The following is a 13,742-nucleotide window of genomic DNA, read 5'->3' as shown; positions in this document are numbered from 1 at the left end:
AGGGGTCCTTTTTGATGTCGTCTTTGCCTGTTTTGGTTTTGAATAGTGGTTCGTCTTCCATCAAGTTTGCAATGTATGAGGCCAGTGACGGCCAGCGCACGAAGATATTTGAGGGCGCGGTCGATGGAATCGGTACGGACAATGGTAAGTTCTGGATTAAGGATGACGCTGGAAATAAGCTCGTAGACCAGACGCCAGCGCTGCCTAACCGCTCCGTCGCTTTTTCGATGGTTGCGGACGTACTTCACTCCGGTCAGTTCCCTGCTCCGAAAGCCATCGGTCATCGCACCGTTTGCGGCGGTCCAACCGTACGCGACAATCAACTCATCACTCCAAAGCTGATCGACGAGATTGAGAGCTACGCTGCACTCGCGCCGCTACACACGCCAATTGCTGTCTATATCATGCGAGAGTCTCTGCGGCTTTTTCCCGGGATTCCGAACTTCGCAGTCCTCGATACCTACTTCCACCGCACCATGCCTGAAGTCGTCACGCGCATGCCGATTCCCGACGAATATGCGAAGATGGGCGTCCGGCGCTACGGCTATCACGGTATCTCTTATGAGTCGATCATCTATCAATTACAGCCGAACATCCCTGAGAAGCTCATCGTGGCGCACCTTGGAAATGGTGCATCTATAACGGCGATTCGCAACGGCGAGAGCCTGGATACGTCGATGGGATTAACGCCGACTGGTGGAATTATCAGCGGCTCGCGCACCGGCGATATCGATCCCGGCGTCGTGATCTTTATCTTGAAGAAGATTGCTGAGACTACCCCCGATGCGACTGCCGCAGCCGACAAGCTTGAGACCGTGTTCAGCAAGAAGTCGGGCCTGCTCGGCGTGAGTGGATTATCGAATGACATGCGCGACCTGCGCGAGGCAATCAAGGACGGCAATGACCAGGCGCGCCTCGCAGTCGATAAATTTACGGGTACGATTGCGAAGTGGATTGGCAGCTTTTACGCGGAACTCGGCGGCCTCGATATGCTCGTTTTCACGGGTGGAATAGGCGAAAACGATATCGCTTCGCGCGCCGAGATATGTTCCGGTCTGGCCGCCTTGGGCATCATCGTCGATCCAGAGAAAAATAACGTGCGGGGTGAAGCGGTCATCTCTGCCGATGGATCGAAAGTTAAGGTTCGCGTAATACCGCCCGCTGAAGACCTGATGATTGTGAACCACGTGGTGCGGTTGCTGAACAATCAGGGAGAATAACCAAGGCGGAGGCACGCACACAGCAGTTACGCCGAGCGTCCGCCTTTGTTCTACACTAGAGGGTTCGCATCGGAGTTCTCAGTCATGCATTCGGTAGCAACTCAACTGGACCTAAAGCGCGTGCCCTCGCCAGCCCTGCGCCGCTTTGCCTGGGGAGTCCTGGCGTATTTTATCGCCGTTATTCTATGGGGTTCGCTGGTGCGCGCGACTGGCGCTGGAGCAGGCTGCGGCAATCACTGGCCGCTGTGCAATGGGACGGTCTTACAGCACTCGGCGAGTGTGAACACCATGATCGAGTTCACACATCGCATTACCAGCGGACTGTCTTTCTTCTCTGCTGTCGGCTTGCTGATTTGGACCTTCGCGGGAACGATGCGCGGACATCTGGCTCGCGCGGCAGCAATAGCGTCCGTAACATTTACGCTCGTGGAAGCAATTCTCGGCGCGCTGCTCGTCAAACTGGGGCTGACCGCGATGAGCCAATCGCCGCTGCGGCCCTGGTATCTTGCTCTTCATCTGACTAACACGCTACTTCTGCTGGCGGCCCTCACGCTGACAGCGCACTTACTCAGTCGCACAAAGGGATATCTCGGAAGCACGATTCGGCTGGTGGCGCCGCTAGGCGCATCCGTAGGCATCGTTGTCGTCATGATCGTCGGGGTCACCGGTTCGCTGGCTGCGCTCGGCGACACACTGTTCCCGGCCACATCGCTTGGCTCCGCGTTGGCACAGGACTTTTCAGCAACGAGCGGCTGGCTGGTGCGCTGGCGATGGACGCATCCGACGATCGCGTTTCTCGCAAGCATTTTTCTGATCTGGATTCTGGTACGCGCGGCACAACGCACTACGGAGTGGGATAATCGCGGACTGTCAGCGCTCGTACTGGTTCTTCTGGCAGCGCAGTATGTTCTTGGAGTCCTCGATGTCGTTATGCTGGCGCCGGTGTGGTTGCAGATCGCCCACCTGCTGGGAGCGGATGTGCTTTGGGCAGCGCTGGTCGTGCTCACGGCGCGGTTGACGCTGCAACCGGTAGACCCAGCGAACAGAAAATAGAGTCTATATTGTGGATAGAAATTTTAGAGCCGCCAGAGCACTGCTCTGACGGCTTTTCAGTTTGCTTATCGCAACCTTATTTCACCAACACACCGGCAGCGGGATAGATCTTTCCATTTATCTCTGCATTGATAACCGGTAACTCGCGCGTGGCTGTTAGCCATTCAATCTTGCGATCGCGCAGGATCACCGTATCTTCCGCCTTCCCTCCGCGGATGCTGGGGTTCCATGCAAATGCCTGGTTGTTAACAACGGACTCCTTACCCTCAGGAGTCGCGACCCACTCACGTTCTCCATACCCAGTTGGTCCACCTTGGTGATGGAACTTCTCCTCGCCGGGGAAACCTTCCGCCGAGTACGCAGCCTGAGCCACTCGAAATAACTCAGCTGAGGTCGCACCGACGCGGGTGGCGTCGAGCAGCGCGGCGTTGACCTGCGCGGCGGACTTGAATCTCGCAATCAGTTCGGCCGGCACATCTCCGAAGTGGATAAAACGCGTGATCGAAATGGCGAGTCCCCACTTGCGCGAACAGAGATTCAGCATCCCGTACTTCTTCAGCCGTGCGCCACGCGCTACTGCGTGTTTGTACTTATAGATCCGATCATCCACCGCAAAAAGATAGACCGACGGGAGAATGCCGCGACGTAACAAGTTGGCTGCAGTCAGTGCTTCGAGATCGTATTCGCTGAGGCCGGGTTCCACCTCGTGCAGCGACTCGACTGTAGCGGCCGCGGTTTCTGTCCCTAGCCAGCGATAACGCGCGATTTCGGTCTGGCTTAGCGACGCTCGCAGCGGGAACAGGTTAACTGGAGTTGTGCCCGATGATGGAGTGTCCGATCCGAGCGGGCCACCGGCCAGCTCCGCGGCCACAGTAGCCGTGTTGTCGGCGTACCAGGGAAACAGCACCGCCTCAAAATCGAGCGAGCCAAATTCCTCATCGTGCAAACGCGGAGCCTCGTTCTCGGTCGTAAAGTAGTAGCGCTTTCCTTCGGCGGTAACCAGCAACGACGCAACGCCCGTCTCGCAGGGGGTGAGAACGCGAAGTTCTACTGCCCCGCCGGTCAGCCACGCTACATTTTCATTACGCCTGATCAGAACGCCGCCGAATTTGTTTTCGCCGAGCCATGCAACGAGTCTCTCGTGCTTGGCGTTCAGTTCTTCGTTCCAATCTGCTTCGGTTACGATCGTGGTTCCGTTAATCACCAGGCTCTTATTGATCCGCTTGGTCATGATTGCTGTCTCCATAACAATCTCCTCAAACAACAGCGGGCGTCGACACGAGAGTCAACGCCCGCATTCGTATCGCAAATGAATCAGTCCTCAAGGTTAGGGTGATAGTGGCTTTCCCATCCCAGGTAACGAGCGGCCTCGTGCACGGACTTCGACACATCGCTGAAGTTGGCAGCTACGTGATGCTCGAAGCCTTCGCGGCAGATGTACTTCAACAGCTTTTGCAGTTGCGGAATCTCGGCCACACCCGCGCCGCCGAAGGTTTCAAGCGGATCGTCAGTAAATCGACCAGCACCGGTGTATCCGCGAACGATTCCGCGGCGATCATCGGTGGAGTAGCGCGCGAAGCTCATCGCGCCCGCCTTCACGCGGCCAACGCAGGTGCCAAAGGTATTCAGTTTTCCAACCGTCCCGGCGATGATTTCCTGGTAGTCCATCTTCACATCTTTGAAGAAGTGTTTGGGCAGGTTGGAGCAGTGGAAACAGACGCACTTGTCGGGATGACTGCCGTAGTTATTGTTCCAGTCAAGTAGCGCAGACGGTGTGCCCGAGGCGAGTGCCATCATGTACATGCTCAGCGTACCCGGCACGTCAACTTCACATGCAGACGGAATCAGATCGTTGGACATCATGCTCATGATGGTGCATGGGACGACGCCGAAAAACTCTTCCATCGATGTCCAGCATTGCACGGCGCTGATGGTGATGTGCGACTGCAACATCCATCCGTCGATCACCGCGCCTAGCTTCGCCATCTTCATCAATGCTTCGTCCGGAATACCGGATGTCGTCACATATTTCTTGATCGCAGCGAGCTTGCCTTGCGCGGCATCATCGTTGTCCTTCATCCGATTGATGCGGCCGAAGATCTCCGAAAGATCGATGGTCTCAATGGTGATGCCGTTGGTTTCAAAGATGCGCTCGGAGTAGCGGACCGTGTTGAATGCCGTGGGCCGCGCGCCGATAGCGCCGATGCGAAGATTCTTGAGGCCCTTCACAATGCGGCAGACTGCCGAGAACCACTCAAGGTCGGCCTTGAACTCCGCCGATGTCAACGCTTCGGTGTGCAGCGTGGTCAGTGAGTAGTTGATGCCGTATTGCATCATGTTGTTGCAGGCCGACATCTTGCCGCAAAAGCTGTCGCGACGGGTCGCGATGGTCATGGCTTCGGAGCGATCGGGCGTGGCCTGCACCAGCACCGGAACTTTGAGACCCGAGAGGCGAATCGCATCGACAATACCGCGTTCCTCGCCGAAATTTGGCAGCGTTAATATGATGCCGTCTATCTCTTCAGCGTGCTTCTTGAACAACTCTGCGCAATGCTGCGCCTCGGTGTAGGTTTCCACTGCGCCATATTTTGATTGTTCGGGCCCCAGAACGATCGCGCGTGCGCCCGCTGCCTCAAGCACTGAGATAATTTCTTCGCGTCCAGTCTTGGCCAGATGATCGGGGAAGAAGCCCCGGTTTCCAACAATGACTCCAAATGTCATTTTTCTTTCTGCTGCCATGATTGCTGCTCCTTAACTTGGAAAATCGTAGCTCCATCTCAAATTGAAACTTCTTACGTGGCGCGGCCGGGGCGGAAGCGGATGCCATAAAAGAGGCCTGCCGCGAGCAGCAGCGCTCCCCACCATACCGAAGCATGGTAGTTGGCAACGGCCATTTGCGGCAGTGTGAGTTCGTAAAGGCCGTAACCAAAAATCATGACGCCGTAAGTGGTAAGCAGGACGCCGATGAAAAACCAGATGGAAATTCCTGACGAATGCATGAGCGCTCCTTACCAGAAGTAGATGTTGAGACCCAAAAAGATGACGATGGCAACCACTGTCCAGAACCATTCGTTCTTGTAAATGGGGACAGGCTCTTCGGTTGGCAGTGGCGTTGCGCCGTAGACCACACCCGCCAGCTCGGAAAGGGGCCTGGGTTCCGTAAACAAGCTGACGATGACATTGACAGCAACCGCCGTGGTGACGGACCAGAGGGCGCGATACATGTTTTCAGCCATATTTTTGGCATCCGGCGAGAGGGCTACGTACTTAAGCGCCGCGGGGTTGAAGTAGACCCATGCCCATAAGCCGATGGAGGTGGAAGTGCCCATCAGCAGGCCCCAGAATCCGCCAGCCTTCGTGGCGCGCTTCCAGAACATGCCGAGCAGCACGACCCCGAGCAATGGCGAGATGAAAAAACTAAACAGCGCCTGAACGTAATCCATGATTCCGGCGGCATTCATGACCAGGTACGCAGCGCCGATGGAGATCACCACGCCGACAATGGTCACAACGCGTCCGACAAGAACATAGTGCTCATCGCGGGCATGCTTGACGATGTGCGGCTGGTAGATGTCGTAGGTAAAGATAGCGGTGAAGGCGCTCACGTTGCCCGCCATGCCGCTCATAAACCCGGCGATGAGTGCGGTGATACCCATGCCGAGCAAACCCGGTCCCAGGTATTTCACCATCATCAGCGGGAGAACTTCGTTATAGCTGTGCAGGCCGGCGCCGGGGTGCGCGGCGACCACGTTTTCGCCCACCAGGTGCATTAGGCTGCCGTCGCCGTTGGTGAGGACGACCAGTCCGAGAAGGCCGGGAAGGATAACGATGAAGGGGACCGCCATTTTGAAGAAGGAGCCGATGACGGGCGCCAGACGCGCGGATCGCAAGGAGTTGGCGGCGAGAACACGCTGAACAACAAGGAAGTCTGTGGTCCAGTAGCCGAAACTAATTGCAAATCCGAGACCGAAGACGATGCCGGTCCAATGGATGCCCATGGGGTTGTCGGCAAAGTGCCCCATGCTGCGCCACATGTGAGTATAGTCTCCAGCGGGAGTGACGCCGGTCGCGATGTTGTGCGCAAGCCGTGCCTTGAAGCCGGACCAGCCACCGGTCTGGACCAGCCCGAGAATCGGCACCAGCAGCGCGCCGCCCCAGATGAGCACAAATTGCAGTACTTCATTGAAGATGGCCGAGCGCAGGCCACCGAGCGCGACGTAGGCGGCAACGGCAAGTGAACTGACGATGATAGAGAAGTTCAGATCCCAGCCAAGAACGATCTTCATCACTTCGGCCATGGCAAACATGTTCACGCCGCTCATCAACACCGTCATGAAAGCGAATGAGACCGCGGCTACTGTACTTGAGCCCCGACCGTAGCGCAGCTTCAAATAGCCCGGCACCGAGTGCGTCTTGCACACGTAGTAGAACGGCATCATCACCATGCCGAGGAAAAGCATTGCAGGAATGGCGCCTACCCAGTACCAGTGCGCCGCAAGAATGCCGTACTGATATGCAGATCCCGCCCAGCCCATCAATTCCAGTGAACCGAGGTTGGCCGATACAAAACTCAGCCCGGCGATCCATGCAGTCATCTCTCGGCCGGCCATGAAAAATTCTTCGCTGGTATTGGCCTGCCCTTTGAGATAGAAGCCGATCCAGATCACCATTACGAAATAAATCGCAATGATGGCGACATCGAGGAAGCTCAGATGTGCCAGAGAGGGCGCGGCAAGCGCAAGCAATGCCGCGGGCGATTGTGGCATTCCAACGGTGGTTAGACCTGGAAGTGAAGCGAGCATTGAGTCACCTGCAATCGGGTGAATACATCCGGAGTTGGCATGGACGTTCGCCCATAAGTAAATGGGTTTACTCCATAGGTTGTCAAGCCTTCAGAGAGATATTCCTGCCTCGGATTGGCCGAGCGCCGAAGCCAGCTGAAAATTCGAGCCATCTTTAGGGGATACGTTTTCCGGGTCGGAGTCTACCACAGCCAACCATTCGCACAACACCTGCGAATGTATGACCTTGAGCCCTAGCGGGCGAGCTGCGCCCTTCGAAGGAACGCAACAGTCTTATTTTCCTCCCCGGGGAAGAGTTGCGCATATTCGAGCGGGGTGCATTCCACGATCTCCTCCGGCCGCTCGTAGTGCCCCGGGAGCCGGGCCGAAACCGACAAATCCGCACCATGATTCACCAGGAATTCCACAACGGGTAGCCCGAAATCGGAGAACTGCGAGGCTGCGTGGAAGATCGCCGTCTGACCGCCCACACCGGATTCGTCAAGTTCAGCGCGCGCATTAACTTTCGCACCCCGTTCCAGGAGCAACTTCATGGCTTCGACATTTCCATACTCGGCAGCGACATGCAATAACGTTCCTCCCCGAAGTGTCAGACGCCGAGATCCAGAGTTGCCAAAATCGAGTTCCTCAAATCGTTTGTTTGCAAGAGCAGAATCAGCTTCGAGAAGTTCGCCAAGCCTGTCGGTGCGGCCTCTCAGGATTTCCAAAACCGCCGGAAGGTTTCTTCTAGTTGAGCAACCAGCTTTGAGCAGGATGTCGATGCACTGCGCCAAATTCTTAGAGCGGGAGTAGGTGCCTATTACGTAATCCAACGCAGAATCGGGATGTTTTCTGCCAGCTCTGGCACATTCAGGATTGGCGCCGTGATCCAAAAGCCATTGAAGGGAGGCCGGCTCAAGGGTTTCGCAAGGCGCGAGAATGATCGGAAAGTCGCCATTCCACTCGGCATTTACATCTGCGCCGTTGCGGACCAGAAGATCCATCATGGGAACGCGAGAGTCAACGAGAGCTGCGCGCATGAGTGGTCCATCGCCGCCTTGATGCACATCTGATCCGTTGTCGATCATCCACTGCGCCATGGCGAGCCTTGTGCGCGAAGGCGGCTCCCAGGGCACGCGGCATTCAGCGACCCAGGTGAGCGGTCCGTTCTTGTTGTATCCGATGGGAGCGCGATGCAGCGCAGGTTTCTGCGTGATGAGTTGCTTGACGCGTTCGAGATCATTGCTATCGATGGCTTGCTTCAAATCAATTACGGCTTTGTCGAGGTTTTTCTCTTCGACTTTGGACTTCAGCTTTGCCCAGCTTGCGAAGCCATAGAGGCGGGCGATCTCCCGCTGCGCCTCTGCCAGAGATACAGCCTGACCGGCTTTCAGCATTGCTTTGGCCTGGTCTTTCAAGTAGCGGAGATTGGGATGCTCAGGAAGGGGACGAGGGGATTCGGCGGACATGCGGCCTCCTTTCAACGTTGCGCCCGGCGTCCGCGTTTCGGGCTGAAAGAAGGTGGTTGAAGTTGAACTTTTCGGGTGGGCTTAAAGCCCTTTCCGCGGACCGGATGCGTCCCCAACGCTGAAAGTCAGATTAGCAGAAAATTCGCTGAATTCGGGCAATTGGTTCACGGTGCCACGAATCCGCATTTCCCGCTTGTTTTTGCCGCCCGGCAACGATAACTTTGGATATGGGATTCCCCTTCCCCAATCTTTCTGATCTCCGGCCTTTTCTATCCCCGCTTCTGACGAGTTGTCTGTTCACGTCTATTTCCAACCTAAGGAGTCCTGCCGATGTATCCGACCGTCGATCCTCTAGCTCCTAATGGAATTTCCCGTCGCAACTTCTTCCGCTTCGCCGCCGGAGCCTCCGCACTGGCCAGCCTCCCAATCCTGACCGAAGCGCACCTCGCGTATGCAGAGCGCCCCAAGTTTGCCGACCCCAATAAGGGCATTCACATCGATGCCAACGAGAATCCGATGGGACCATGTGAAGCCGCGCGTAGTGCCATGATCAACATCGTTCCCCGTGGCGGCCGCTATCTCTTCAACGGCGAAGAAGAGCTTGCCGAGATATTCGCCAAGCAGGAAGGACTGAGCCCTGAATCAGTGATTCCGTTTGCAGGTTCAAGCGAGCCACTGCACTACACGGTATTGGCCTTCACCAGCAAGGACCGGCCCCTGGTAGTTGCCGATCCCGGCTACGAAGCGCCGATGTGGGCCGCCAAGGTCAGTGGTGCGCCGATTATGAAGGTGCCGCTTGCCGATCCGAAGGGTGCTGCATCGCACGACATCAAGGCGATGCTTGCAGCCTCGTCGAATCCTGGTGTGATTTATATCTGCAACCCAAACAATCCGACCGGCACCTGCACGTCACCCAGCGATATCGAATACGCCGTGGCAAACGCGCCTAAAGACACGATTATCCTGATCGACGAGGCGTACATCCACCTGTGCGATGCTCCGCGCTCGATCAACTTCGTGAAGGAAGGCAAGAACGTCATCGTTCTGCGCACATTCTCCAAGCTGTACGGCATGGCGGGAATTCGCATGGGCTTTGCGATCGGCAAGCCGGAACTCCTGGCCAAGATCAGCCAGTTTGGCGGCATGAACTCGCTGCCGATAACCGCGGTGGCTGCGGCAAAAGCAAGCCTCCTCGATGCAGATCTCGTTTCGACACGCAAAAAGATCATTGCCGATACTCGCATGCAGACCATTGCATGGCTGAAGAGTGAGGGATACTCGACAACGCCTTCAGAGAGCAACTGCTTCATGCTCGATGTGAAGCGTCCGGGCAAGGGCGTGCAGGCTGCGCTTGGTTCGAAGGACATGTATGTGGGCCGCATCTGGCCTGCATGGCCGAACAGCGTGCGCATCACCGTTGGTACGCCGGATGAGATGATGGCCTTCCGAAAAGCGTTTACCGAGGTAATGGCTAGCAACACGGCGGGACTGGTTGCTCCTAAACTGCCGGGCAGACTAGAACAGATGCCGTTCACGCATATGTCGTAGATGCAGTTTCCACTTCGCAGAAAGCCCCGTCCGACGACGGGGCTTTCTCTTTGGCTTCAGATCTGACTCCAAATCAATCGAGACATGAATGCACACATGTTTAGCGAATTGCTAGCCGGATAGTCGCAAAAATTACGACGCCGGCCCCTTAAAAGCGACCGGCGTCGTGGCAATGCAAGGTGCGCTTTGCTAGAAGAGTATCTTCAGTGCAAATTGTGCGTTGAGAGGTTCGCCGGGGCCAATGCCGGGGTTGCCGAGATACGGTCCGAGCGTTGAACCGATGGTGCCGCCCTCTCCGGTGGAAGGAAAGCCGACGGGCGCAATATTTGTGCGGTTGAAGATGTTGAACACGTCTACTCGGAACTGCGTGGAAACGCGTTCGACGATGGGGGTGTTCTTCATGAACGCGACGTCGACCGCAGAGTAGCCGGGGTTGTAATTCTGACCCCGACGAGTGGGTGAGTAGGTGTTGGTGGGAGCATCAACGAATGAGCCGGGAGCGAACCATTGGACAGTTCCGTTGACGATGGAATGATCGTAATGATTTGGATTTGTTACCACTTGAACTGCACGATCCGCACTCTCTCCGTTGTTGCTCGGATTGCTCGACGAGGTCACGGTGTAAGGTGTTCCGCCGTGGAAGGAGAATCCCGAGTTGATCTCCCAGCCTTTGGTTAAGCGTTCTGGCCCGGCAAACTTCGGAACGACGTAATTGGCATAGCCGGTGAGCGTGTTGCGAACGTCGAAGTCCGAGTTGCCGCGTTCCGCGCTTTCGTCCAGGGGATTCTGCGCCACATAGGGCAACAACCCGGTTTCATAGTCGAGTGCGTGGCTCCAGGTATATGCGAGCTGCGAAGTCAGACCATGGAAGTTGAGTGAACGCAACGACGTTTGCATCGAGTTGTAAATGGAACCAAGGTTACTTCGCGCTTCATCAATGACCGAGAAGTTGGGGAACTTGCTGAAGTAGGGACGCGAGCACTGCAGATCATTACCGGGCGTGCTTGGGGTCGCACCACTGTATTCCGGCGTGCAGATTGGATCGTTATACGCAACCGGAGTATCCAACGACCCGAGAGCGCCGGGATTGATGTCCTGCATGCCGAGAAGGTGAGTGCCTTTGGTGCCCACGTAGCCAAGCTGCCACACCAGCGACGGCGTGAAGCTGTGCTGCATGTTGAAGTCAAAGGATTCAACATAGCCGGGGCGGAAGTTCTTGTCGAAGGTGGAAATCTTCACGAGACTTCCGGCCTGTTGGGCGAGAGCATCGTTAAGCGTGGGGAAGAGCGGCGTGTTGGGAGCAACCACAACCGGGTTGCCGGACGACTGTGCTACCTGTGAACTTCCGGCCGGGTTAAGACCGGGTCCGAAGACGGCGATGTTCTGTGTGCCGTTGTTCTGCAATACGGACTTCATATAGATCGAGTCGTAGTACAGCCCGAAGCCGCCGCGCACAACGGTCTTGGGATCAAGCTGGAATGCGAAACCGGCACGCGGGCTGGCGCCACCCCAGAACTTCTGATAGATATTCGCAACGTTCTGCCCGGCGACTGCGAGCCCGGTGCTGGAATTTGGATCAAAAATCGAGAGATCTTTGAGGTTGGAGTGAACTGGTCCTTCATAGTCATAGCGAACGCCGTAATTAAACGAGAGCCGCTTGGTGACCTGCCAGGAATCCTGCGCAGACAGGGCGAAGGTGTTTACGAAGACTTGCCGCTTAGGATTGCCGAGCACGATCGAAGAAGTTGTGGGATCGAAGCATCCGGCAAGGAAGTCAGCGAGGAAGTAGTCGTTGGGATCTGTCGGCAAAGCATTGATCGTGCTGCTGCTGGGTGTGGTGGTTGCCAACGCCGCACAGGCCTGGGAAGGAGCGCCACCCTGAAGAGTAGCCCAGGGGCCCTGCGAACCGTCGAAGTAGATTGTGCCGCGCTGGCCGGTCTGATAAAAGTCGTCCACTTGTGCCTGGCGAAGTTCGCCACCGAACCTGAGTTGGTGCGCACCTTTGGTCCATGCAAAGCTGTCATCGAGGTGTCCGGTGATGTCATTGCGCCCGGAAGGAGCGGTGGGGCCAAGAGGGTCGAATCCGCTGCCGCCGGCGGTAAGGCCAACGCTAGCCGCGGATGGTCCGATGATGAGGTGCGGAGCTCCAGCAAGCGCGGGATCGGTGACCCCGGTGTCGAGGCCGAGTCCAACCGGATTGAAGCCGATGTTGGCGTCGGAAAAAACCTGATTGAAGTAGCTGACGCCGGCAGAGAGTTGGTTGGTCATCGCGTTGGTGAGGACGCGATTGTAGACCAGCGAGTAGTTCTGCACATGGATGGGCGCGTTCTCAAAGTAGGGCGCCAGAGCCGAAGAGGTTGGCGCTGTCTGCGTTCCCTGGCCAACAAACCATGAGGCGGAGATGTGATCCTTGTCGCTCAGTGCCTCATCGAGTTTGATGATGCCGTTGAAGCTGTGTCCGGTAAGGTTTCCGGTCGCGGTGTAGTTATCAGTCTGGGCTGCGCCGGTGAGAGCATTGGTGGGCCAGAGACCCTTGAGTGAGCCATTGCCATTCAACAGGTTCACAGCGACTGGGTTTTCGGGGATTCCCCACGCATTGAGGAAGGCCAAGGCCGATTGCTGATAGGCACTTGAAGGCTCTGTGGCCTTGCTTTCGGCACCGATCAGAAAGGCCTGATGTTCACCGCCGACGAAGAAGAAGGTTCTGTCTTTCCAGATAGGGCCGCCAACGGAGAAACCGTAATGCTGGTTGCGAGTCTTGGTCGTTGAATCCGTGAACGGGTTGGAATGCTGAAAGAATTCGTTGTGGTTGAAATAGTAGGCGGTTCCGTGAAGGGTGTTGGTGCCGGACTTGATTGTGAGGTTGGCGGTGCCACCGGAGTTATGTCCGAGTTCGGTAGACCCAGCCGTTTCAAATGAGAAATTCTCAATGGCATCGACTGGCAGAATTACGCCGGCGATTGAGGAGACGCCGCCTTGGTTGACGGCTGGAATGCTCCACCAGAGATCGTTGTTGTCTGTGCCTTCAATTTGCCAGTTAACGGAGTTTGATCGGGTGCCATTGACGCTCGCCACACCCGCACCGCCACCGGTCGAGAGACCGGCAAATCCCGTGGTCTGCGCAAGCATCTGGGTAAAGTCGCGGCCGCTATTGGGAAGTGACTGCACGACTTCCTCAGGAAGAGCCGTGGACTGGGTATCGGTGACGGTATCAAGGCTCAAAGCGTCGGCGGTGACTTCGACAGTTTCACCGTGACTGGCAATGCTGAGTTTGGTGGGCAGTGTGTAGACCGATGCAGCGGTGACCGGAACCTTATCGATTTTGAGTTTCTCGAATCCAGATGCGAGGACGGTCACGGTGTAAGTGCTCACCGGCATGTTGCTGAAAACGAATTCACCGGCACTGGAACTGAGCGCTTTGTACGCTGTATTCGTAGCGTTATCTACCGCGGTGATCTGGGCTCCGGAAACAACTGCGCCCGATTGGTCGGTCACAGTTCCGGTGATGCCGCCGCGGAATGTTTGGGCAAGACTGTTGACTGGCAAGGCGACTACAAGAGCAGCCGCCAGGAGAATTGCTCCGAGTACACTCCGAGTACGTCGATAAACCATTTTGCACCTACCTCCAAAAAAGCCGATTGAATTGTCTGAAGCGCCCCTGAAAAGATCCA

Annotated in this window: 9 protein-coding genes; 3 read left to right on the top strand and 6 right to left on the bottom strand. The window is 56.4% G+C overall.

Going from position 1 to position 13,742, the window contains the following annotated elements:
* Positions 1-14 precede the first annotated feature (14 nt).
* Together P8935_RS12035 and P8935_RS12030 are read left to right on the top strand one after the other, a co-directional pair.
* Positions 15-1,220: an acetate/propionate family kinase gene (locus tag P8935_RS12035; RefSeq protein ID WP_348265248.1), complete on the top strand. Its 1,206-nt coding sequence runs from the start codon at positions 15-17 to the stop codon at positions 1,218-1,220.
* A gap of 84 nt (positions 1,221-1,304) precedes the next feature.
* Positions 1,305-2,273 (top strand): COX15/CtaA family protein, encoded by a 969-nt coding sequence (locus P8935_RS12030; protein WP_348265247.1) that lies wholly within the window; start codon positions 1,305-1,307, stop codon positions 2,271-2,273.
* A gap of 76 nt (positions 2,274-2,349) precedes the next feature.
* On the opposite strand, the gene P8935_RS12025 is transcribed toward P8935_RS12030, so the two are convergent.
* From P8935_RS12025 to P8935_RS12005, 5 genes are all read right to left on the bottom strand, one after another.
* On the bottom strand, positions 2,350-3,519 hold the full coding sequence (locus tag P8935_RS12025; protein ID WP_348265246.1) for a M24 family metallopeptidase: 1,170 nt from the start codon (positions 3,517-3,519) through the stop codon (positions 2,350-2,352).
* Between the two features lie 68 nt (positions 3,520-3,587).
* Complete coding sequence (locus P8935_RS12020) at positions 3,588-5,012, bottom strand: L-fucose/L-arabinose isomerase family protein (RefSeq protein ID WP_348265245.1); 1,425 nt, start codon at positions 5,010-5,012, stop codon at positions 3,588-3,590.
* 53 nt (positions 5,013-5,065) lie between these two features.
* Entirely contained in the window at positions 5,066-5,272 is a 207-nt protein-coding gene (locus P8935_RS12015; protein ID WP_348265244.1) for a hypothetical protein, read from the bottom strand.
* A gap of 9 nt (positions 5,273-5,281) precedes the next feature.
* Positions 5,282-7,075, bottom strand: a complete 1,794-nt coding sequence (locus P8935_RS12010) for a sodium:solute symporter family protein (protein ID WP_348265243.1) — start codon at positions 7,073-7,075, stop codon at positions 5,282-5,284.
* Positions 7,076-7,308: 233 nt separating this feature from the next.
* Positions 7,309-8,523, bottom strand: a complete 1,215-nt coding sequence (locus P8935_RS12005; protein WP_348265242.1) for an ankyrin repeat domain-containing protein — start codon at positions 8,521-8,523, stop codon at positions 7,309-7,311.
* Positions 8,524-8,853: 330 nt separating this feature from the next.
* Between P8935_RS12005 and P8935_RS12000 the strand changes: the two genes are divergently transcribed.
* Positions 8,854-10,071, top strand: coding sequence for a pyridoxal phosphate-dependent aminotransferase (locus tag P8935_RS12000; RefSeq protein ID WP_348265241.1), 1,218 nt, complete (start codon positions 8,854-8,856; stop codon positions 10,069-10,071).
* Between the two features lie 189 nt (positions 10,072-10,260).
* On the opposite strand, the gene P8935_RS11995 is transcribed toward P8935_RS12000, so the two are convergent.
* Entirely contained in the window at positions 10,261-13,683 is a 3,423-nt protein-coding gene (locus P8935_RS11995; RefSeq protein ID WP_348265240.1) for a TonB-dependent receptor, read from the bottom strand.
* Positions 13,684-13,742: the final 59 nt, after the last annotated feature.

It is taken from the genome of Telmatobacter sp. DSM 110680, from assembly GCF_039994875.1.
GTDB lineage: Bacteria > Acidobacteriota > Terriglobia > Terriglobales > Acidobacteriaceae > Telmatobacter.
Note: the sequence above shows the minus strand (reverse complement) of the source record. Positions and strands in the feature narration are given on the sequence as shown.